This window comes from Bacteroides hominis, from assembly GCF_033042785.2.
In the GTDB taxonomy this organism is placed as follows: domain Bacteria; phylum Bacteroidota; class Bacteroidia; order Bacteroidales; family Bacteroidaceae; genus Bacteroides; species Bacteroides hominis.
Genome location: NZ_CP178829.1, coordinates 1,298,487 through 1,321,750, shown reverse-complemented (window position 1 = coordinate 1,321,750; position 23,264 = coordinate 1,298,487). Strand labels below are relative to the sequence as shown.

The 23,264-nt window shown below is 41.5% G+C and carries 16 protein-coding genes; 4 read left to right on the top strand and 12 right to left on the bottom strand.

Annotated elements, in window-relative coordinates:
- The first annotated feature begins 52 nt into the window (after positions 1–52).
- The 4 genes from R3O62_RS05775 (at position 53) to R3O62_RS05760 (ending at position 8,921) form a co-directional block, all read left to right on the top strand.
- A complete protein-coding gene (locus R3O62_RS05775) occupies positions 53–1,201 on the top strand; it encodes a FecR family protein (RefSeq protein WP_005822769.1) in 1,149 nt (382 codons plus the stop codon).
- 165 nt (positions 1,202–1,366) lie between these two features.
- A complete protein-coding gene (locus R3O62_RS05770) occupies positions 1,367–4,759 on the top strand; it encodes a SusC/RagA family TonB-linked outer membrane protein (RefSeq protein ID WP_032531036.1) in 3,393 nt (1,130 codons plus the stop codon).
- A 73-nt stretch (positions 4,760–4,832) separates the two neighbouring features.
- Positions 4,833–6,620, top strand: coding sequence for a RagB/SusD family nutrient uptake outer membrane protein (locus tag R3O62_RS05765; RefSeq protein WP_413958303.1), 1,788 nt, complete (start codon positions 4,833–4,835; stop codon positions 6,618–6,620).
- Positions 6,621–6,722: 102 nt separating this feature from the next.
- Entirely contained in the window at positions 6,723–8,921 is a 2,199-nt protein-coding gene (locus tag R3O62_RS05760; protein WP_032531034.1) for an alpha-N-acetylglucosaminidase, read from the top strand.
- Positions 8,922–9,071: 150 nt separating this feature from the next.
- Here the strand turns inward: R3O62_RS05760 and R3O62_RS05755 are convergent, their stop codons facing one another.
- The 12 genes from R3O62_RS05755 to R3O62_RS05700 all read right to left on the bottom strand — a co-directional run bounded on the left by R3O62_RS05755 (position 9,072) and on the right by R3O62_RS05700 (position 23,194).
- Positions 9,072–9,392, bottom strand: coding sequence for a heavy metal-binding domain-containing protein (locus R3O62_RS05755; protein WP_005779329.1), 321 nt, complete (start codon positions 9,390–9,392; stop codon positions 9,072–9,074).
- Between the two features lie 260 nt (positions 9,393–9,652).
- Positions 9,653–10,864, bottom strand: a complete 1,212-nt coding sequence (locus R3O62_RS05750) for a cysteine desulfurase (RefSeq protein WP_005779330.1) — start codon at positions 10,862–10,864, stop codon at positions 9,653–9,655.
- An 11-nt stretch (positions 10,865–10,875) separates the two neighbouring features.
- Entirely contained in the window at positions 10,876–12,219 is a 1,344-nt protein-coding gene (gene sufD, locus R3O62_RS05745; protein WP_032531120.1) for a Fe-S cluster assembly protein SufD, read from the bottom strand.
- An 8-nt stretch (positions 12,220–12,227) separates the two neighbouring features.
- The gene (sufC, locus tag R3O62_RS05740) at positions 12,228–12,980 is read right to left on the bottom strand and encodes a Fe-S cluster assembly ATPase SufC (RefSeq protein WP_005779335.1); all 753 of its coding nucleotides are present in this window, start codon (positions 12,978–12,980) and stop codon (positions 12,228–12,230) included.
- A gap of 23 nt (positions 12,981–13,003) precedes the next feature.
- A complete protein-coding gene (locus R3O62_RS05735; RefSeq protein ID WP_005812177.1) occupies positions 13,004–13,750 on the bottom strand; it encodes a hypothetical protein in 747 nt (248 codons plus the stop codon).
- On the bottom strand, positions 13,750–15,204 hold the full coding sequence (gene sufB, locus R3O62_RS05730) for a Fe-S cluster assembly protein SufB (protein ID WP_005779339.1): 1,455 nt from the start codon (positions 15,202–15,204) through the stop codon (positions 13,750–13,752). The genes R3O62_RS05735 and sufB overlap by 1 nt, the downstream gene beginning before the upstream one ends.
- Before the next feature lie 5 nt (positions 15,205–15,209).
- Positions 15,210–15,713 carry a CvpA family protein gene (locus R3O62_RS05725; RefSeq protein WP_005812179.1) on the bottom strand — a complete coding sequence of 168 codons (504 nt, stop codon included), beginning with the start codon at positions 15,711–15,713 and terminating at the stop codon, positions 15,210–15,212.
- A gap of 74 nt (positions 15,714–15,787) precedes the next feature.
- A complete protein-coding gene (infB, locus tag R3O62_RS05720; RefSeq protein WP_005779343.1) occupies positions 15,788–18,838 on the bottom strand; it encodes a translation initiation factor IF-2 in 3,051 nt (1,016 codons plus the stop codon).
- A 120-nt stretch (positions 18,839–18,958) separates the two neighbouring features.
- Positions 18,959–20,221: a transcription termination factor NusA gene (nusA, locus tag R3O62_RS05715; RefSeq protein WP_005812181.1), complete on the bottom strand. Its 1,263-nt coding sequence runs from the start codon at positions 20,219–20,221 to the stop codon at positions 18,959–18,961.
- Positions 20,222–20,223: 2 nt separating this feature from the next.
- Positions 20,224–20,691 carry a ribosome assembly cofactor RimP gene (rimP, locus tag R3O62_RS05710; RefSeq protein ID WP_005779347.1) on the bottom strand — a complete coding sequence of 156 codons (468 nt, stop codon included), beginning with the start codon at positions 20,689–20,691 and terminating at the stop codon, positions 20,224–20,226.
- Between the two features lie 137 nt (positions 20,692–20,828).
- On the bottom strand, positions 20,829–22,043 hold the full coding sequence (locus R3O62_RS05705; protein ID WP_032531119.1) for a 6-bladed beta-propeller: 1,215 nt from the start codon (positions 22,041–22,043) through the stop codon (positions 20,829–20,831).
- Positions 22,043–23,194: a 6-bladed beta-propeller gene (locus tag R3O62_RS05700; RefSeq protein WP_005812186.1), complete on the bottom strand. Its 1,152-nt coding sequence runs from the start codon at positions 23,192–23,194 to the stop codon at positions 22,043–22,045. The genes R3O62_RS05705 and R3O62_RS05700 overlap by 1 nt, the downstream gene beginning before the upstream one ends.
- Positions 23,195–23,264 lie beyond the last annotated feature (70 nt).

Below are 23,264 nucleotides of genomic sequence, written 5' to 3'. Positions count from 1 at the left end.
ATAGGACATTCCCGGGTAAACTGCGTCTTTATTTATGTAACCCTATTAAAGTATGAGAAAGAATAAGTTTAAATCATTTGCCTCACGCCTGAATAAGGATGGCGACCATCCGGAAAAGATATCATTTAAGTCTCCGGAAGAGCAGGCCGAATATGATAAGCTCGACTTTCTCTGGAACCGATGTCACTCCGAAGAAATGAGTGAACCGGATATATGGGCAAAAGTGCGGGAAAAGATAAATGCCGGCAACACACCGGTCCGTCTTACCTCAAAGATTAATAAAACGACACGACTGTTCAGTATCCTGAGATATTCGGCAGTTGCGGCTTCTGTAGTCCTGTTGATAGGAATAAGCTGTTTTCTTCTGTTGAATGACGAAGAAAGGCATGACTTAAATAAGATCGCGCAAAGTCTGCAAACGGAAATTCCACACGACATTAAAGAAGTAACACTGGTCGTTTCAGATCAAAAAAAGATAGAATTGGATAACAATGCCCAAGTCGTCTATTCCGCGACGGGCCAAGTGCAGGTCAACTCTAATAAACTTGCAGAAGATGACAGTAAAGAGGAGTACAACCAAATTATCGTTCCGAAAGGCAAACGCTCGCAGATTGTCTTAGCCGATAACAGTAAAATATGGATCAACTCCGGAAGTAAAGTTATTTATCCCCGCACATTTGAAGGGAAATATAGAGAAATTTATGTGGAAGGAGAAGTGTATCTGAATGTGACACATGATACTTCGAAACCGTTTATTGTAAATACTTCCGGATTTGAAGTACGAGTTTTGGGTACATCTTTCAACATATCGGCCTACAAAAATCAAGAAAGAGCTACGGTCGTACTGGTCGATGGTTCGGTCAACGTAAAAGACCAGCAAAATCACCATATAAAAATGGTGCCTAACGAGAAAGTGGAACTTAACGAGAAAGGTATATCGGGAAAAGAGAAAGTAAATGCCTGCGACTATATCAGCTGGATTGACGGGATATGGACTTTGCAGGGAGAAAGCCTGAAACAAGTTTTGCAACATTTACGAGATTATTACGGTCAGGACATACGATGTGACGCTGCGGTAGAGGACGAGCAAATGTTTGGTAAACTCTACTTGAATGATGATCTAAATCAGGTAATGAAGTCGATTCTGTCTATTTTACCTACTGAATATACAATGAAAAACAATGTAATCTATATAGAATAATACAAGTTTTAAGTAACCAATGTTTAACCTTAAAAAACACACACCATTATGTAGAAAGAAAGCGGATAAAAAAAGAAAATCGGATAATACGCCCATATTATCCGACTCTAATGACTTTTTATTAAATCACAAACTTTAATGATTAACTAAAATCAATGTAAATGTATGAAAAAGAAAGCAATTCCTTGTCATAAGGCAGGGAGGATTACGTCCTTTTTTTTATTAATTAGTATTTTTTTACTTATACCGAGTATCACTACTCCGATTTATGCTGCAAAGACTTATGCCCAGCAAACTGTTTTCACGCTTCACACAAGTAATAAAACTGTAAAAGAAGTGTTGGAATACATTGAGAAAAACAGTGAATTTGTTGTTTTGTACTCAAAAGATCTCTTACCTGTACTACAGAAAAAAGTATCCATTTCGATAGATAAACAGGACGTGGAGTCGATTCTGAATATTTTATCTAAAGAAGCAGGATTGAAGTATAACATTAACGACCGTCAGATCACAGTCACCAAAGTTGCGGCAGAAGCACCGCAGCAAGAGAAAAAGGAAATAAAAGTTACTGGAAAAGTTCTTGACGAAAATGGTGAAGGAGTTCCTGGAGCTAATGTTGTGGTGAAAGGTGATAAGACCAAAGGCACAATGACGGATATAGAGGGTAACTTTACTCTCACAGTCCCAGCTAATACGGTCTTGGTAGCCAGTTTTATCGGATATACCCCTACGGAATTTCCTTTAAACGGCAAAACAAACGTCATTTTAAAAATAGCTCCAGATGCTAAGCAACTCGACGAAGTGGTCGTCGTCGGATTTGGCGCCCAAAAGAAAGCGAGTGTAGTAGGAGCTGTGCAAACGGTAAAAGCCAGTGAACTCCGTTCACCATCAAGTACACTAAGTAATTCATTTGCCGGACGTATCGCTGGTGTAGTAGCAGTGCAGCGTGGTGGCGAACCGGGTGCCGATGGAGCAAATTTCTGGATACGTGGTATTTCAACCTTCGCCAGCAACACATCTCCACTCGTTTTTATTGATAATGTAGAAGTATCTATCGGTGATCTGAATGCCCTTTCTCCAGAAGTAATTGAAGGATTCTCAATTCTAAAAGATGCAACAGCCACGGCATTATACGGTGCACGCGGTGCCAATGGAGTTATGTTGATTACAACCAGAAATGGTAAAGACATGGAAAAGGCACGAATCAACATCCGTGTGCAAAATTCTTTTACACAGCCTACCAAAACCGTAAAAGTAGCAGATGGTATAGACTATATGATTGCAAGAAACGATGCAGTACTAAACCGTACTCCGAATGCGCAACCTTATTATTCTGAGGAGGTTATTGAAGGGACACGTAAGCAACTAAATCCATACATTTATCCGAATGTAGATTGGGAGAATTATCTATTTAAAGATTTCACCACTACTCAATCTGCCAATGTAAATGTTACCGGTGGTGGTAAACGTGTCACTTATTTCCTTAGCGGTACACTAAACAATGATAACGGTATGCTAAAGAAAGACTCCAAAAACAACTTTGACAACAACATCAATCAGCTACGTTTATCTTTACAAGCAAATGTGGGTGTCAATTTGACATCAACCACTAAGGCTAATGTGCGACTAAACGCACAGGTACTGGATTACTCAGGTTCTGCCGCTGGAACTGACGCAATCTATCAGGGCATTTTCGAAGCCCCTCCCGTTATGTTTGCTCCGGTACTTCCCGCACAAAATGGCGAAGACTATATCCTGTTTGGTAATCGCAATGGTGGACCGGTTTCTGGTAGATACCGTAACCCATATGCTGAAATGGTTAGAGGCTATTCCGAAAAAAACGAATCCACTATGATCGCAAGCCTTGATCTTGAACAAGACCTCAAATTCATTGTTCCAGGATTAAAAGCCAAAGGATTGATATCTTTCAAAAACTGGGCTACAACCAACGTAGTACGTTCTTTCGACCCCTATTTTTACGGAATCAAAGACTACGAACAAGGAGCCAACGGTGAATACACCTATACTTACGAGGCTATCACAAAAGGTAGTAAAGCTCTTTCCACAAGCACATCTAATGGAGGCGACCGTTTACTTAACTATCAACTTTCATTGGACTACGCACAGACCTTTGCAGACAAACACAATGTTGGAGCAATGTTAGTCTATCTGCAAAGAGATTACAACCAGAATGCACCAGCAGACTTTTACGCCACTCTACCGGTACGTAACCAAGGTATCGCAGGGCGTGTTACTTATGGGTATGATGACAGATACATGATTGAAGCCAACTTTGGATATAACGGTAGTGAGAATTTTGGAGAAGGCAAGCGTTTCGGTTTCTTCCCCTCAGTAGCTATCGGATACAATATTTCTAACGAAAACTTTTTCACTCCGCTGAGAAAAGTCATTTCTAATCTGAAAATCAGAGGTTCTTATGGAAAAGTAGGTAACTCGTCAACCGATTCTCGTTTCCCTTATCTGACCTACGTAAATCTGTCCGGAGCCTCCTATACATTCGGCAACAACTGGCAGAACACAGGAACAGGTGCCATAATCACAAGATACGGTGCAGCTGGCGCACGCTGGGAAACCGGTATAAAAGCCGATATGGGAGTTGAGTTGAATTTATTCAATTCATTAAATATCACTTTTGACTGGTTTACAGAAACCCGTAAAGACATTTTTATGCGCAGAAACATCGTACCGGCAGAATCAGGCATTACGGGGGATTTACGCCCATACGCTAACTTAGGGAAAGTGAAAAATCAAGGTGTCGACCTAAATATTGAGTATAATAAAGCTTTCTCCAGAGATCTGATTGTATCATTAAAAGGTAGCTTTACATACGCAAAGAACACACTTCTTGAAGCAGACGAACCCAGCTATCCGGAAGAAGAAGCCTACCGTTCCGAAATCGGCAAACCGCTGAATCGTTATACCGGATTGATAGCAATGGGATTATTTAAAGATGAAGCAGATGTTGAGAATAGCCCGGAACAGACTTTCTCTCCGAACCTGAAACCAGGAGACATTAAATACAAAGATTTAAATGGAGACGGGAAAATCGACAGCAATGACATGACTGAAATAGGTGATCCAACGGTCCCTCAAATTGTATACGGTTTCGGAGGCTCTGTACAATACAAAAGCTTTGACTTCTCTGTCTTCTTTCAAGGAGTCGCCAAAACAAGCCTAATGATGCAAAACATTCATCCGTTTACATCCGACCAGACAACCTTGCTCGATTTTATAGCAAAAGATTATTGGACAGAAGAGAATCCTAATCCAAACGCAGAATATCCTCGTTTAATCAGCAATCTCGACTCACATAATAACTTTATGAATTCGACCTACTGGTTAAGAAGTGCCGCTTTCTTGCGTCTGAAAAATGTAGAAATAGGTTATACCTACAAAGTAGCGCGCCTCTTTATATCAGGCCAGAACTTGTTAACCTTCTCTCCATTCAAGCACTGGGATCCGGAACTTGGTGGAGGAAAAGGACTAACTTATCCAAACTTACGTGTTGCAACAATCGGTTTACAATTAACATTTTAAATGAGTCTATATGAAAAAGTTAATATTTATTCTTACACTCTTTACTGCAGTTCTCTTCCATAGCTGTGACTATTTGGATATAGTGCCAGATGATACCGCCACATTGGAAGACGCTTTTAAAAACGAAACAACAGCAGAGAATTTCATTTATTCTTGTTACTCTTTTATCCCTCAATATAACAACTGCCGCACTAATTTCGGTTGGCTGATGTCAAACGAAACAGTTTGTTCCAAACACTGGGGATTACAGTGGTTCTCTTTTTTGCAGATGCAGCAGCTACAATATAGTTCCAGTAATCCGGTTCTGGATATTTGGCAACAGTGTTATAAAGGCATCAAACAATGCTATATATTTCAAAGTAATATCGACAAGGTAGTTCCTATGACGATCTCGGCCGCTGAATACGAAGCTAAAAAGAAAGTATGGCTTGCAGAAACCAACTTCCTGATAGCCTATTTCCACTCGGTACTGCTACAAAACTACGGTCCGGTAGTGATTGTCGATTCAGACATTCCATTGGACGGAGAAGGAGAAACATTTTTCCGTCCCCGTAAACCATACGACGAATGTGTCACGACAATTGGAGGAATGTTTGATAAAGCAATTGCAGATTTACCTTTAACTGTTCCCAGTAGTGACCTTGGACGTGCTACCAAAGTTGTTGCCCAAGCATTAAAAGCAAGAATGTATCTATTTGCAGCTAGCCCATTATACAATGGCAATAGTGAATTCTACTCAGATTTTAAAGATCAAAACGGAACCCCATTTATCAATCAGACATATGACAAAGCTAAATGGAAGACTGCGATGGATGAGACTAAAAAAGCAATCACTTTAGCCGAGCAAGCTGGTAATGAATTATACCGATATGCAAGCAGTAGACCACTTAGCAAATTTGATCAGGCTGTAGCTAATCAACGCTATACAATGGTAGATCCATGGAATAAAGAACTTATCTGGGGATACAGTGGCGTAAAAGAAGATGCTACTAATCAGAACTTTTTTCAGGTGCTGGTTATCCCTAAAGGATTTTGTCCACGAGGTCAGGCTCCCATTGGCGGTATCGGTCCTTCTTTAGAGGCTGTGGAATTTTTCTATTCCGAAAACGGGATTCCATGTGACCAAGATCCGAGCTATAAATGGGAAGACCGCATGAAGATCATGCCTAATGACTCCACAATTTATCTGCACCGTAAACGTGAACCTCGTTTTTACGCCTTTGTAGGATACGACCGTGGTCCATACGAAATAAATAGTGATACCGTAACCTTGAAACTTCGCTTTGGAGAACAAAACGGTGTAGCGCAAGCCGACTTGAATGCTGACCACCTCTATGGCGGATACGCTTTAAAGAAAGGCGTCTGCCCTTCTGACCAAGCTTTAAATTCAGGAACATTCACTATTGACACATATCCTTTCCCTATTATCCGTTTAGGAGAATTATATCTCAACTATGCAGAAGCATGCGCTGAATATAACGGAACACTGGATGCTGACGCAACCCGTTACTTTAATGCCATTCGCGAAAAAGCAGGCTTACCGACACTTGCCGAGTCTTTTGGCAATCCAACCGGTGACGCATTAGTAAAAGTGGTACGCCGTGAAAGAATGAACGAATTAATCTTTGAAGGACATTGGTTATATGACCTGAAACGTTGGAAAGAAGCTGAGAGGTTCTTTGCGAAAGACGCTAATGGTATGAGAGGCTTGAATTCAGCCGGTGCAACAGCAGAAGAGTTCTATACAGCAAGAGTTTTGCCTGAACGACCGTTAATCTTTACCCAAAAGCAATATTTATATCCTATCAAACAGGATTACATTGACATCAATCCGAATCTGATTCAGAATCCAGGATGGTAAATAAAATGTTTTCGATAGAGTAATTATATAATAGAGGGTGAATGGGTTTAATATAAATTGATTCACCCTCTTTTTTTTAAAATTTTAAAAACAAAATAGTTTATGATGTCGTACATAAAAAGTAAAAACACAACGTTTTTTATACTATTTATATCCTGTCTCTGTACCACTATAATACACGCAAAAGAGAGTAACTTACAACGTCTTGCTAACAAAATGGTACCTAACCAAGCAAAAAACATCGTCTTTGAAAGAGTTGTAAACGAAACCGACTTCTTTGAGTTAGAGACCAAAGGCAAAAAGTTAATTATTCGAGGGAATAACGGCATTTCCATGGCCCGTGGACTAAACCATTATATGCGTTATTATCTGCACAGCACTACAAGTTGGACGGGACATAATCTATCATATACATCTTCTTTGCCCATAATAAAAGAAAAAATACATGTAAATGCTACGTTGCCATTAAGATATTATTTGAATTATTGCACATATAGTTACTCTATGGCTTTTTGGAACTGGACACAATGGGAAGATGAAATAGACCGTATGGCTATGCAAGGCATCAATATGCCATTAGTAGCAGTTATTGGACAGTATGCGGTCTGGCAAAACACACTTCGACGCTTAGGGTACTCAGAGAAAGAAATATTGGACTTTTTACCAGGAGCCGGTTACGAAGCATGGTGGTTAATGGGAAATCTTGAAAAATTTGGCGGTCCAGTTTCACAACAATTCATTGAGCGGCAAACCAAACTTCAAAAAAAGATGTTAGACCGAATGAGAGAATACGGTATGGAACCTGTGCTACAAGGTTTCTATGGCATGGTACCCAACAGTATGATCACAAAATTTCCAAATGCAGACATACGCGATGCAGGTAAATGGATCACCTACCAGCGTCCAGCATTCTTAGTTCCTTCAGATCCTCTATTTACCAAAGTTGCGCAAATATTCTATGAAGAACAAGAGAAACTATTTGGAAAGTCCCGCTACTACGGTGGAGACCCTTTTCATGAAGGAGGCAACTCAGAGGGGATTAATATAACAGAGGCAGCCTCTGATATATATAAAGCAATGAAAGCCAACAATCCAGATGCTATATGGGTGCTCCAAGGTTGGGGCGCAAATCCTTCGTATGCATTATTAAAGGGGCTTAAACATGGCGAAGCGTTAATACTCGACCTAATGTCATGCGCCCGTCCCCAATGGGGAGGTGAGCCTTCATCACAATCCCATAGAGAAGGCGGCTACCTGGATCATAACTGGATCTGGTGTGCTTTACCTAATTTTGGCGGACGCATTGGAATGTATGGAAAGCTCCATAGCTATGCTACAGGAGTTATAAAAGCCGAACATCATCCCAAAGGTAAATACGTATGTGGAGTAGGAACTACTCCAGAGGGTATCGGAACAAACCCGATTGATTATGATATGGTATACGATATGGCCTGGAGGACGGATAGTATAGACGTAAAAAATTGGATAGCCAATTATACAACCTATCGATATGGCTCTTCAAACAATAACTCAAAAGCAGCCATGCAGCAATTATCAACTTCTGTATACAATTGTCCATGGGCAGCAGATGGTCCACAAGAGTCCTATTTTTGTGCCCGTCCATCATTAAAAATAGATCGCACATCATCTTGGGGAACAGCCCATCTGTACTATCAACCTATAAACGTCCTCCAAGCACTGGAACATCTGTTAAAAGCAGAGAATGAGTTAAAAGAAATCGACACGTACCGTTATGACGTGGTAGATGTTACTCGCCAAGTGTTAGCTGATTATGGAAAATATATTCATAAATGCATAGCAGACGCTTACTATGAAAAAAATACAGAAAAGTTTGATTTTTACACCTCAAAATTTCTTCAAATGATTTCTGACCAAGATTTGCTATTAAGTACACGCAAAGAATTCCTATTAGGAGAATTCATAAGACAAGCAGATGCATGTGGTGCGGATCCGATGGAAAAAAGGATGTTTATAAATAATGCAAAACGTCAGATTACAACTTGGGCTTCTGTAAATTCAAGCCTACATGAATATGCTCACAAAGAATGGAACGGGATATTGAGTACTTTATATGCTCCACGCTGGAAAGCATACTTCAATTATCTTCGTGCTAAGTTAAAAGGAAAAAATCCAAAAGAAATTGACTTCTTCACGATGGAAACCGATTGGGTCGAAAGTCAGGAGGAGTTTCCTGCAGTACCTATCAAGAAAGAAATAGAGATAGCTAAAACGATTTATCACAATTATTCTAACGAAATAAAGCAAGCTTATTTAAAATAAACTAAGATCGAAACAGTTTGTATTTTATCATATGAGAGCTTCATCTCAACCTTATCGTTCAATAGAAAGATAAAAATATAAAACTATAATGAAAATAATGGCGAGCTTTTCAGAAAAGCTCGCCATTATCATAGACATATAATTATATTTTCATTCCAAAAATACAGCTGTCCCGCTGGCAGTTACCATCAACATACTACCACTTCCCCCAACTGTTTCGTAATCCAAATCAACTCCGATCACAGCATTAGCGCCCATTTGGCGAGCCTGTTCAGACATTTCTTTCAGAGCAGTATCTTTTGCCTCACGAAGCACTTCTTCGTATGAACCGGAGCGTCCGCCTACTATATCACGAATACTGGCAAAAAAGTCACGGAAGACATTGGCACCTATAATAGTTTCTCCAGACACAATGCCATAATAAGTGGTTATTCGTTTTCCTTCGATTATCGGAGTGGTTGCTAATAACATATTCTTTTCTGTTTATAAGGTTTATATTATTATTAGACGCAAAAAGAGGCGAAAAGTTACAAGGAACCGGCTATTTATTATTTGTATATTCTCAAAAGCTACATTCGGAAATGAAACTTTATCCACTTAACATCTAATGATATACTCGAAGACTCGCCTTTTATCAATATAATTTCAACACTCGGATATTATAAAAAAAGTGTCGTGAAAACCCATTACTTTCACGACACTTTAATATTTGTCAGAATACACACACTGGCTTAGAACATCTTACTAACCCGCTCGATGCCGGCTACAAGGTCATCAATTTCTTCTTTTGTATTGTACATAGCAAAAGATGCACGAACTGTACCTTCAATACCCAAACGGTGCATTAATGGTTCTGCACAATGATGACCGGTACGAACGGCAATACCCAGCCGATCGAGCAGAGTCCCCATATCCAGATGATGTATGTCACCTACCAAGAAAGAAACTACGCTACTTTTATGTGCTGCCTCACCAAAGATACGCATACCCGGGATCTCTTTCAATCGCTGCATAGCATAGATGGTAAGCTCATGTTCGTGGTCAGCTATATGATCTAAACCAATGCCTGTGACATAATCCAAAGCCTTGGCAAGTCCGGTAGTAGCAATATAATCGGGAGTTCCAGCCTCAAACTTAAAAGGCAATTCACCAAAAACGGTTTTCTCAAAAGAAACGGACTGAATCATCTCTCCCCCACCCTGATAAGGCGGAAGACGCTCAAGCCAATCTTCCTTTCCATACAGGACACCGATTCCGGTCGGTCCATATACCTTATGACCCGAAAAAACAAAAAAATCAGCATCCAGTTCCTGTACATCCACCTTCATATGAGGAATGGACTGGGCACCGTCTATCATGACAGGTACTCCATGGGCATGTGCTGTGGCAATCATCTCTTTTACCGGATTGATTGTTCCCAATACATTGGATACTTGAGTTACACTGACGATCTTAGTACGCTCAGAAAAAAGCTTTTCATATTCATCAAGTAACAGCTCACCTTTATCATTCATCGGAATGACTTTAATCGCAATCCCTTTACGGGCTGCCAGCAACTGCCAAGGTACGATGTTACTGTGGTGTTCCATCACTGAAATAATCACTTCATCCCCCTCTTGCATGAACTCTTCACCAAAACTGGAAACAATTAAATTAATGCTCTCTGTAGTGCCGCGAGTGAAAATGACTTCACGAGTACTACGTGCATTAATGAACTGACGCACAGTCTCACGTGAGGCCTCATGCAGTTCTGTTGCCTGTTGAGACAGGAAATGAACCCCACGGTGTACATTCGCATTGACCGAGTAATATTCATCTACAATCGAGTCAATCACCAAGCGCGGCTTCTGAGTAGTCGCTCCGTTATCTAAATAAACCAAAGGCTTGCCATATACCGTACGGCCGAGTATGGGAAAGTCTTCACGTATCTTCTGAATATTCATTTTATCACTGATTATTTGCAAATAGAACACCCCTGGCACTTATTCAGTTCACCACGGAAACGTTTTTCAACCAACAAATGCAGGCGATCTTTCAATGCCTCCAAACGAATGGTATCAATCACCTCGTTGACAAAAGCAAACATCAACAGCAAACGGGCTTCCTTCTCTGCAATACCACGAGCACGCATGTAGAAGAGAGCACTTTCGTCCAATTGACCTACTGTAGCTCCATGGGAGCATTTTACATCGTCGGCATATATCTCCAATTGTGGCTGAGTATACATACGGGCATCACGAGTGGCACAGAGGTTACGGTTTGTCTGCTGAGAACTGGTATGTTGTGCATCCGGACGTACAAGTACCAATCCGGCAAAGGCACCCACTGACTGATCATCAAGTACATACTTGAATAATTCATTACTGGTACAATTCGGCACAGCATGATCTATCGAAGTATTATTGTCCACATGTTGGTTCTTATCGGCAATGGCCATGCCACAAAGATTAATCTCGGCACCTTCACCGGCAAGGGTAACCTCTGTCGTATTACGGGTTGTCCCGTTGTGAAGTGTCATCCCATTGAGCAGTACATTGCTATTCGCTCCCTGCTTCACATACAGATTGCTGAAACGCACTGTGCTGGTATGGGTCTCTTCCAGTTCGTAAAGATCGAAAACAGAATTTTCTTCCGCAAACACTTCAATGACTTGCGTTGCCAGAAAGTTCACATTATCCATGGCATGATCACAAACCAGCAAACGAGCCTGAGCTCCCTCTTCAAGGATAATCAGCACACGTCGGTTTACCATGAAATTGACATCTGCACGAAGTATATTAACCAACTGGATGGGTTTATCAACAACCACATTCTTCGGGACATACATCAGTACTCCGTCTTGAGTAAAAGCTGTATTAAAGGCCGTTACTGCATCCTTCGAAGTATCTGCCAACTTACCATAATACTTTTTTACAAGTTCCGGATATTGTTCAGCCATTTCTCTCAGACCGCCGAAAATAACTCCCTCAGGTAATCCGGACTTAGGAAGTGCCTGATTGTAGAATGCATCGTTCACCACAAAAAATAATGAGGTACTCATATTCGGAACATCGCATTTAAACACCTCATAAGGATTCACCGGAATGGGTAGACGATTCAGGTTCAAGCCGTAATCCGGCTCGAAGAATTTACTGACATCCGTGTATTTATACTTTTCCTGCTTCCGCGTAGGAAATCCCTGACGCTCGAAATCAGCAAAAGCTGCCGCCCGGGGAGCATTCATGGGCTCGGCACTATGACGACAGATCATCGCTTCACACTGAGCAAAAAGATCTATGTATTGCTGTTCTACATTCATAATCACACTCATTCTCCTAATTCCTTCTTAATCCAATCGTATCCTTTTTCTTCCAGCTCAAGAGCGAGCTCCGGACCTGCTGTCTTCACAATACGTCCCTTATAGAGCACATGTACGATATCCGGCTTTATGTAATCCAACAAACGCTGGTAGTGAGTGATGACAATACAACTGGTATCGGGTGTCTTCAATTTGTTTACTCCTTCGGCTACAATACGAAGCGCATCGATATCGAGTCCGGAGTCCGTCTCGTCCAGAATGCTAAGACGGGGTTCGAGCATAGCCATCTGGAAAATCTCGTTACGTTTTTTCTCTCCACCCGAGAAGCCTTCATTTACCGAGCGGTTTGCCAATTTGTTATCCAACTCAACTACTGCACGCTTTTCACGCATCAGCTTCAGGAACTCACTGGCTGTCAGAGCAGGCAAACCTTTGTATTTACGCTGTTCATTGACAGCAGCACGCATAAAGTTAACCATGCTCACACCCGGAATCTCTACCGGATACTGAAAACTAAGGAAGATACCTTCGTGGCTACGGTCTTCAGGACTTAATTCCAAAAGGTTCTTACCGTAGAATGTAATACTCCCTTTCGTCACTTCAAAAGCAGGATTACCTACCAGAACAGAAGAAAGCGTACTCTTACCTGAACCATTGGGTCCCATAATGGCATGTACTTCGCCCGGATTCACCGTCAAGTTGATGCCTTTCAATATCTCTTTGCCGTTAATGCTGGCATGCAGGTCTTTTATCTCTAACATGATCTTATCAATTATTTCATTATCTATTCTTCTCCAAAAATAACTTCGTCCAACAATTGCAGTATGGAATTGCCGTCTGTCTGCGTAATAGTAAAAGGAAAATTCACTTTCACTCCTACGCTTAATGTCTGACGCATCCCGCTACTACGCACTATCCCGGTCCCCCGGGAATTAGTCTTCTCTACTTCTCCATTCATTCTTCCGGCAATGCCCATCCGGAAATTATACTCCAGGGTGAAAGCAAGACACGAAAGAAAATATATATCGGCCCCTATCACCGGAGAGATAGTGAATAGCGGTTCTTTTACCTGATATCGGCAATCGTAGTCTTTACGAAATTCCTGCCTTGAAGGATCGTAGTAACTGCCACTGGTTATGCCGTATTGTCGACGTGGAGACAGATTCCATGCTGTGGAGAGTCCCCCGTAAGGCTGAATCACAAAACGTTGTGGCAGGAAATAGTATCGCCCTCCCACTTCCAAATTGCTCAGTGAGGCAGAAATACCGGGATTCAGTTTTATCTCTTCACCTGTATAACCGCCCTTCAAAGAGAAACGGGTATAAGGGATATAATACTCCAGCAATAAAGTATGTATATGGCCTGTAGAAACAGCTTTTCCCGAAAGTGTGTTCTTTGTTACTATCGGCCAGTCTCCTCCCCAAGAGCCACTGATTGCCCATCTTCTCTCCTGATCATCCAGATTCTGTGCAAACGCTATACCTACATAAAGCAGGAATATCAATAACCAACCAATTCGTTTGCACCCCATTATCCTACACTACCTTCAAGAGAGATCGTAAGCAACTTCTGAGCTTCTACAGCAAATTCCATCGGAAGTTTATTAAGTACCTCCTTTGCATAGCCGTTTACAATCAGCCCAATGGCATCTTCAGTGGAAATGCCACGCTGATTACAATAGAATATCTGATCTTCACTAATCTTACTGGTAGTTGCTTCATGTTCAACAACTGCTGTTTCGTTATGGATATCCATGTAGGGGAAAGTATGTGCGCCACACTTATCACCCAGCAACAATGAATCACACTGGCTATAATTACGGGCATTATCCGCCTTTTCGGCTACACGAACCAGCCCACGGTAAGAGTTCTCACTTTTTCCGGCAGATATACCTTTACTGACAATCGTACTACGGGTATTCTTACCTAAATGAATCATTTTAGTTCCTGTATCTGCCTGTTGGTAATTGTTTGTCACTGCTACCGAATAAAATTCAGCGGTAGAATTATCACCTGAGAGAATGCAAGAAGGGTATTTCCAGGTAATGGCTGATCCCGTCTCAACCTGAGTCCACGAGAGTTTGCTATCTACTCCTTTACAATTACCACGTTTCGTCACAAAATTGTATACTCCACCTTTACCTTCGGCATCACCCGGATACCAATTCTGAACGGTACTGTATTTTACTTCTGCACGATCGTGTACCACAATCTCGACAATAGCGGCATGTAATTGATTCTCGTCCCGCATTGGTGCGGTACAACCTTCCAGATAGGAAACATAGCTATCGTCATCTGCTACGATTAATGTACGTTCGAACTGCCCGGTATTGGCTGCGTTGATACGGAAGTATGTGGAAAGTTCCATCGGACAACGTACCCCTTTAGGAATATAAACGAAAGAACCGTCTGAAAATACCGCGGAATTTAATGCTGCAAAAAAGTTATCCCGATAACCTACTACAGATCCAAGATACTTCTTCACCAGGTCGGGATGTTCACGCACTGCTTCACTGAACGAGCAAAAGATAATACCTTTCTCCATCAGTGTTTCCTTAAAGGTCGTTTTCACAGATACTGAATCCATCACTGCATCCACAGCCATACCGCTCAGTGCCATTTGCTCTTCCAAAGGAATACCCAGTTTATTGAATGTCTTTATTAGTTCCGGATCAACTTCATCCATACTCTTCGGACCTTCTTTCTTCTTTGTAGGGTCGGCATAATACGAAATGGCCTGATAGTCAATCTCAGGTATACGCAAGTGTGCCCAGGTAGGCATCTCCAGTGTCAGCCAATGACGATAGGCTTTCAGACGGAATTCCAACAACCAGTCCGGCTCGTTCTTTTTAGACGAGATAAGCCGCACTACGTCTTCATTGAGTCCCTTCTCTATGATATCTGTATGTACCTCCGTAGTGAAGCCATATTTGTACTTCTCCTGCGTGAGTTCTTTTACATATTTATTGGGTTCTTCTTGTTGCATCATTTTTATTTGAGTATATATTGTTGTGTAACCTCTTTTGCTGCGGGAAAGAACATTCCCGCAAACCTTTCCATAGGATAATATAACAAGGATTCCTCCTTCTTTGTTTGACTAATCAACTGGCTATCTGTATCTATGAATTGAATGACACAGACAACCAGACTCACCAGTAAAAGATATTTCAAGGCTCCAAGTCCGGCTCCAAGCAAACGATTCAGCCAGCCAAGCGAAACTGCCTCCATCGCCTTTGTCAACACTGAAGCCACTAACGTAAAGATTAATGGTACAGCTATCCAAATAATGACAAATGCTAATATCTGTGCCACAGTCATGGAATCTGTCACTGTAGGACATAGCTTTACAGCCAGTGAAGTATACAAAGCTTTTGCTGCCAGCAACCCCACAATCAATCCAAGTATGGAGGCAAGCTGCCGGATAAAGCCTTTCATAAATCCGATAATAACACCGGCTCCAAGGGCAATCAGTATGATAATATCTATGGTAGTCATTCTATGTAAAACGAAAACGGAGACACGGAGTTGTAATCACTCTGTGCCTCCGTATATTTTCAGTTTCGTGAGAATTATAAAGTTTGCTTCACTTCTACTTCTTCGTAAGTTTCAATCATATCCCCTACCTTCAAATCGTTGTAGTTGACAAGGCTGATACCACATTCAAAGTTTGTACCTACTTCCTTCACATCATCTTTAAAGCGCTTCAAGGCATTAATAGAACCTGAGAAGATTACGATACCATCACGGATCAGACGAGCCTTATCCGAACGTTTCACCTTGCCTTCTTTCACAACGGCACCGGCCACAGTACCCACCTTAGTAATGTGGAATACCTCACGCACTTCGATAGTAGCAGTCACCACCTCTTTCACTTCCGGAGCAAGCATACCTTCCATAGCAGCCTTCACCTCTTCGATAGCAGCGTAAATTACAGAATACAAACGTATATCTACTCCTTCCTGCTCGGCAAACTTGCGCGCTGAAGCTGACGGACGCACCTGGAATCCAATGATAATAGCATCTGAAGCAGCTGCCAATGTCACATCCGATTCTGAAATCTGACCTACAGCCTTGTGGATCACATTAACCTGAATCTGTTCGGTAGACAACTTGATCAACGAATCACTCAATGCTTCGATAGAGCCGTCCACATCACCTTTCACAATTACGTTCAGTTCCTGGAAGTTACCCAAAGCAATACGACGTCCCACTTCATCGAGAGTCAACAGCTTCTGAGTACGCAATCCCTGTTCACGCTGCAATTGTTCACGCTTATTGGCAATTTCACGGGCCTCTTGATCAGTCTCAATCACATGGAATGTATCACCTGCGGCAGGAGCCCCATTTAAACCGAGAATCAATACCGGTTCCGAAGGTCCAGCTTGTGTTACGCGTTGATTACGTTCATTGAACATAGCCTTTACACGGCCATAACTTGTTCCGGCAAGCACAATATCACCTACCTTCAGCGTACCATTGGAAACCAATACAGTAGCAACATATCCACGTCCCTTGTCCAGAGTTGATTCAATAATTGAACCCGTAGCATTGCGGTTCGGATTTGCCTTCAAATCGAGCATTTCTGCCTCCAAAAGGACTTTCTCCATCAGTTCGGGTACTCCAAGACCTTTCTTGGCCGAAATATCCTGCGACTGGTATTTACCCCCCCACTCTTCTACGAGATAATTCATCTGAGCCAGTGTCTCTTTAATTTTCTCCGGATTAGCATGGGGTTTATCAATCTTATTAATAGCAAATACTATAGGAACACCCGCAGCCGCAGCATGATTGATAGCTTCCTTAGTTTGAGGCATTACATCATCATCGGCAGCTACGATAATAATCGCGATATCCGTTACCTTCGCACCACGGGCACGCATTGCAGTAAACGCTTCGTGTCCCGGAGTATCAAGGAATGTAATCTTACGCCCGTCCTCCAATGTAACGTGATATGCACCGATATGCTGTGTGATACCTCCGGCTTCACCCGCAATTACATTTGCCTTACGGATATAGTCAAGCAATGAAGTTTTACCGTGGTCTACGTGACCCATTACTGTAACAATCGGAGCACGGTGTTCCAGATCTTCCGGAGCATCTTCCTCTTCAACAATGGCCTGAGCTACCTCCGCACTGACATATTCGGTCTTAAATCCGAATTCTTCAGCAACAAGATTGATTGTTTCCGCATCCAGACGCTGGTTGATAGAAACCATCATACCTATACTCATACAAGTTCCGATAACCTGATTAACAGATACATTCATCATACTGGCCAATTCATTGGCAGTCACGAATTCTGTCAATTTCAGTACCTTGCTTTCTGCCATCTCCTGATCTTCCAGTTCCTGCATACGGTTCGATACCAAATCACGTTTCTCCTTGCGATATTTGGCTCCTTTGTTCTTACCTTTACTTGTCAGACGAGCCAAAGTTTCTTTTACCTGCTTTGCTACATCTTCTTCGCTCACTTCCTGCTTCACTACAGGCTTCTTAAAGCGATCTTTATTATTGTTGTTACGGTTTCTGTTTTGTCCGCCACCACCTTGCTGATTTCCTCCACGGTTATTATTGGTACGCTCACTGTTTGGAGTGGGGTGCGCAAAGTTAGAAGCAACGTTGTTCACATCTACTTTTTCTTTATTGTTGTTGATGCGGTTACGTTTCTTCTTACCGTTGGGATCAAGATTTTCTTTACCGGCTACTTTAGCTTGTTTATTATCTTCTTTACGGATTTCCTTGATGATGGCTTCCTTCATCTGTTTCTTCTGATCCTGACGAAGTTTTTCCTTTTCTTCACGCTCTTTCCGTTTTTCTTCTTTCGATTTTTTCTTCGGACGAGTCGACTGATTCAATGCAGCCAGGTCAATCTGTCCGATAACATTAATCTTAGATACAAACTCAGTCGGACGAATCTTAAATACGCCCTCCTCTTCCTTCTCTACTGGAGTAGCCGGTGCTTCTGCTACCGGTTTCTCTTCTTTCTTCTCTGTTTTTTCTGGAGATACCACGACTTTGGGTTCTTCTTTCTTGACTTCCTCAACCACTTTCTTCTCTGTTTCTGCAGGCTTTTCAACCACCACCGGTTTCGGTTCTTCTTTCACCGGTTTCGATTCCGAAGCAACAGGAGCCGTAGCGACTTCTTCTTTTTTCACTTCGTTGACAACAGGCTTAACCTCTTCCGCCACCTTCTTTTCTTCAGTAGCTACTACAGGTTGTGGTTTCGGTTCTTCTTTCACCGGCTCTTTTTCAGTTCTCCGGTTCAGTTTATCTAAATCTATTTTTCCGACAGGTTTAAACTTCGGACGTACATCCTCCGGAATGACCGTCTTAATCACATCATCAGCAACAGTTTTCTCCGGCTCTTTTTTATCATAACCATCGATAGAAACAGATGCCTTGTTGCGATCTTTGTTTTGACGTTCCTGAATGAAACGTTCCGATTCAAGTCTAAGGTTCTTATCTGTGCTGAACTCTTTCACGAGCATTGCATACTGCTCCTCGGTAATTTTCGTATTCGGGTTTGCCTCAACGGTATACCCCTTCTTTTGCAAGAACTCAACTACCGTCGCGATTCCTACATTTAAATCTCTTGTAACTTTGTTTAACCTTATCGTCATACTTTAATTTAAAGAATAATGGAGAAAGAATAATTTGATAATCGTTCAATATGCCAATGTGCCAATTCCTATACGCCCTTTCTGTTTATTGGCATATCGGCACATCATCGCATTGATCTATTATTCATTATCTTCAAACTCCGATTTCAAAATGCGTAATACCTCGTCCACCGTCTCTTCTTCCAGATCCGTTTTTTCAATCAGCATTTCGCGAGGTGCAGTCAATACGGACTTAGCCGTATCAATGCCAATTGCTTTAATAGCATCAATCACCCATCCGTCGATTTCATCTCTGAATTCATCCAGATAAATGTCTTCATCCTGCGCGTTTTCATCCAACTCACGGAACACGTCGATAGTGTACTCAGTCAACATACTGGCCAGTTTGATATTCAAACCGCCTTTACCAATAGCCAACGATACCTCTTCCGGTTTCAGGAATACCTCAGCTTTACGTTCTTCTTCATTCAACCGAATAGAAGAGATTTTGGCCGGGCTTAAAGCACGCTGGATAAACAATGAAATATTTGATGTATAATTAATCACATCAATGTTTTCATTGCGAAGTTCACGTACGATGCCATGAATACGACTTCCCTTTACACCTACACAGGCTCCTACGGGATCAATTCTGTCATCATAAGATTCTACCGCAATCTTAGCACGTTCACCGGGAATACGGGCAATCTTTTTGATGGTAATCAAGCCATCGTTTATTTCAGGTACTTCCATCTCGAACAAGCGCTGCAGGAAAACCGGAGAAGTACGCGAGAGGATAATCTTCGGATTGTTGTTTTTGTTGTCCACGCGTGCCACCACTGCACGGGCAGTTTCTCCTTTACGATAAAAATCGCTTGGTATCTGCTCTGTTTTCGGCAACAATAACTCGTTTCCTTCATCGTCAAGCAGCAACATCTCTTTTTTCCAGATCTGGTATACTTCTGCGTTGATGATAGTACCTACTTTATCAATGTATTTATTATAAATACTGTCCTTTTCAAGCTCAAGAATTTTAGAAGCCAGGGTCTGACGAAGATTCAAAATAGCACGGCGACCGAACTTAGCGAAAATCACTTCATCGGTTACTTCTTCACCCACTTCGTAAGAAGCATCGATTTTTTGTGCTTCAGTCAACGAAATTTGCATATTCGGGTTAGTCAAATCCTCGTCTGCCACTACCTCACGGTTACGCCATATTTCAAAGTCACCCTTATCCGGGTTCACAATTACGTCGTAATTTTCATCAGTGCCAAACATTTTCGCGATCACACTACGGAACGACTCTTCAAGCACGCTTACCATCGTGGTTCTATCAATATTCTTCAGTTCCTTAAATTCCGAAAATGTATCAATCAAGCTGATTGTTTCTTCTTTCTTGGCCATAATTATTTAAAACTAATTAAGTATTTAGTATATTTTATATCATCATAGGTGAAGGTTTCATCCTCTTCTACCAACTGAGGACGTTTGGCTCCTTCGGGTTTTACTTTCTTTTGTACGGTCACAACAAACTTTTCTTCATCGGCATCTTTCAAGACCCCGCTCAGTTTGCGTCCGCCTTTAGTCAGTACTTCCACCTCCAGGCCGATGTGGTTATAGTACTGTTGCAATACTTTAAATGGCTGTCCGATTCCGGCAGAACCTACTTCCAGCTCATAATCTTCCTCTTCACGGTTCAGTTTCGACTCAATGAAGCGACTCAGCTCCACACAGTCTTCAATCCAAACCCCTTCTGCATGGTCAATTTCGACCACAATTTTGTCATCAGGGCTGACGGTCACTTCTACCAGAAAATAGTCTTTTCCCTCCAGCCACTCTTCAACAATCTGACAAACAGTTCTTTTTTCTATCATTGATTAACTATTAAGAACAAAAAAAGGAGCTTAATCGCCCCTCCACCTTTCATCCGTTTCGGGTGCAAAGATATAAATAATCTGTTCGACTACAAAATATTAGAGAAAAAAAAGAAATGATAAGAAAAAAACAGGAACTATCTACATTTCAATCGACCATAGAAAATATAATTGTTATCGTTTTCTTTAATACTCCCAAGCAGTTCGGTCAGCTTTCTTCGATCCGAATCCGAGATAATCTCACCTGAAGACAAACGCTCCTCAACCATTTGCTTCAATCGTGCAGGTTCAACATTCCAAACATAATATCCGTCATGAGATGAAAAGAACCAGTCAGCAGGAATGCCACCTAAGAAATCATTGTATATTTCAACAAAAGCGCCTCGTAAAGTATGTTTATCAACCATATAATATTCCGGAGGAGTGGTAGTTGACGAATGTGGACTTAGCCTTACAGGATATGATATTTCTCCCCAGAAGTGATTCGGCAACTCTCCGAAGCTGTGTGGGGTCAACTCATGTCCTCCATAATCAAGCGTAAAACGTGGAACGAGCCTAAACTCGTGGTTATTATAGTGATATAATGAATCGTTACGATATTGCCCTCCAAACCAGAAACCGATGTCCATCACCGTCCCATTATTCAGAGATTTGATTTCATTTCCATAATCATTCACGGCCAAATACCCTGCCGGAAGTTCTTTTATAATCTTGCCATCCAAACTTTGCGTCCAAATCATAGGCGAATGCCTATCACCTACAAAGTCACGATTAAAAGAAAGAGCACAAACATGCACTCGTCCTCGTTCCGTTTCTACATGAAATATCCCTTTAGGTGACCAATGCGCCAATCGAATCGGTTGAAGTATATTTCCCTGTAAATCGAATACCAAGATATGGTCGGCCTGCCAACATAACACATAAAGCCGGTTATTCTCCTCATCCATCTGTGCATCGTAAACTAAGCCATATTCACCCGCACCTTGACCAAAGGAACCGATATCCCTCAAATAGGTCCCGCTTTTAGTAAAAAGTTTGAAAGGGACATGCCCCATTTTATATACTAAAATATACTGTTTGCCAATAATTGTTTTGGAAGGAGAGACCAATGCAGCATCCCGATTATCAAGTATGACCATTTCCAGTTCCTCGACAAAATGACTAAGAGGTACAGTAACCGTATCCTTCAACATAGACAAGTGGCAGACCCAAACGCTATCAGAACCTGCCATTTCAACCGTAGCCACTTGCTTATGCCCCCAAACATCATTTATCTCCCCGGAAGCTAATGGCGAACAAGCCATTAACTTCCCAAGAAGACAAATAATCAATATCTTGCGGAACAGCTTCATCATTTATTGAAGTTCATAATTTGTAATACAGGGTTACCTTCTTCAGGTATAGAGTCCATTATTGCCCGGAAACGAGGGTCAAACTGCTCTTTTTCAGCTTGCATCGACTCTCCTTTCATAGTAGAAGGCCAATAATAACCAATGCCGATACCTGGAGTATTTGTTGTACGGGTTCTCTGTACATTGCAGACATCTTTTAAAACAGCCCATCCGGTTTCATTTTTCAAAGTATACATTTTCTGCTCCTTCTTATCGAAATAATAATAGTTCATTGGCATATCCGGAGTCAACCATTTCGTACCGAGCGTAGTATACAAAGTATAGTCTTTAGCATCGATCGCCGGATGTAGCTTAACGAACTCTGCATTTTCAAATTTATATTCTGTCACTTCATCAATAACCTGTTTTACTTCATATGTTTCAGCATCAATAAAATACACGCCTTTCAATGATAAATCTGAAAATAAAATCCCACCATAAGCAGGCTTCAATGGTTCATAGCCAATACGCCCCTCGCTATCCCACACAAAATTATCTATCGTAATAGGACACACATGCAACTTTTTGCCATCTTTTTTAGAAAGGATGCAAACTGCCTCTCCGTTATTACGCTTTGTAAAAGGACAATATACCAATACAGCCTTATCATTCAAGTTAGCAAACTTCCAAGAGCAACCGGGTGTCGGGAAGCTTCGTTTAAATTTCCCATTCAAATCATAAACTATAAACTTTTTAGCGCGGTCCAACACTATAATTTCTTTGTTAGGACTGTCCACATAGAAAGAGTTCAGAGATGCCCATTCCTGAGGGCCGCCTCCTTTATGACGCATTTGCAATAATGGATTTCCCTGACGGTCAAAAATAAATATAGCCTGCTGCTCTTCATCCTGAATATAAATCCGGTCTTCAGTGACCTGTATACAAGGATTTGTCGGTAACCTACCCAACAATGAATTTTCATTGTCTTTTAATGCCACATAATCACTAACTGCCAGATCGGACAGTTTCAACTCTTTTACCGGATACTCTTTTAATCCATCGTAAACAAAAGGAGTATTTGCCACCTCTACCTGTTTTCCGGAATTAGACGAACATGCTACTAAAACAAGTAGCCCTGCCGACATAATGAAATAGTTCAGTCGATTCAACATATCATGTACATTTTTAAAGTTTTGATATTGCAAAATTAACCATCGGGCACAGGAAAAACAAAAAGGGATA

Bases quoted from the DNA above. Each gene is read 5' to 3' on its own strand.
- R3O62_RS05735 (WP_005812177.1), bottom strand. From the start codon at position 13,750: ATGGGGTGCAAACGAATTGGTTGGTTATTGATATTCCTGCTTTATGTA.
- R3O62_RS05725 (WP_005812179.1), bottom strand. From the start codon at position 15,713: ATGACTACCATAGATATTATCATACTGATTGCCCTTGGAGCCGGTGTT.
- rimP (WP_005779347.1), bottom strand. From the start codon at position 20,691: ATGATAGAAAAAAGAACTGTTTGTCAGATTGTTGAAGAGTGGCTGGAG.
- R3O62_RS05755 (WP_005779329.1), bottom strand. From the start codon at position 9,392: ATGTTATTAGCAACCACTCCGATAATCGAAGGAAAACGAATAACCACT.
- sufB (WP_005779339.1), bottom strand. From the start codon at position 15,204: ATGCAACAAGAAGAACCCAATAAATATGTAAAAGAACTCACGCAGGAG.
- infB (WP_005779343.1), bottom strand. From the start codon at position 18,838: ATGACGATAAGGTTAAACAAAGTTACAAGAGATTTAAATGTAGGAATC.
- R3O62_RS05750 (WP_005779330.1), bottom strand. From the start codon at position 10,864: ATGAATATTCAGAAGATACGTGAAGACTTTCCCATACTCGGCCGTACG.
- sufC (WP_005779335.1), bottom strand. From the start codon at position 12,980: ATGTTAGAGATAAAAGACCTGCATGCCAGCATTAACGGCAAAGAGATA.
- R3O62_RS05760 (WP_032531034.1), top strand. From the start codon at position 6,723: ATGATGTCGTACATAAAAAGTAAAAACACAACGTTTTTTATACTATTT.
- sufD (WP_032531120.1), bottom strand. From the start codon at position 12,219: ATGAATGTAGAACAGCAATACATAGATCTTTTTGCTCAGTGTGAAGCG.
- R3O62_RS05775 (WP_005822769.1), top strand. From the start codon at position 53: ATGAGAAAGAATAAGTTTAAATCATTTGCCTCACGCCTGAATAAGGAT.
- R3O62_RS05700 (WP_005812186.1), bottom strand. From the start codon at position 23,194: ATGTTGAATCGACTGAACTATTTCATTATGTCGGCAGGGCTACTTGTT.
- R3O62_RS05705 (WP_032531119.1), bottom strand. From the start codon at position 22,043: ATGAAGCTGTTCCGCAAGATATTGATTATTTGTCTTCTTGGGAAGTTA.
- R3O62_RS05770 (WP_032531036.1), top strand. From the start codon at position 1,367: ATGAAAAAGAAAGCAATTCCTTGTCATAAGGCAGGGAGGATTACGTCC.
- nusA (WP_005812181.1), bottom strand. From the start codon at position 20,221: ATGGCCAAGAAAGAAGAAACAATCAGCTTGATTGATACATTTTCGGAA.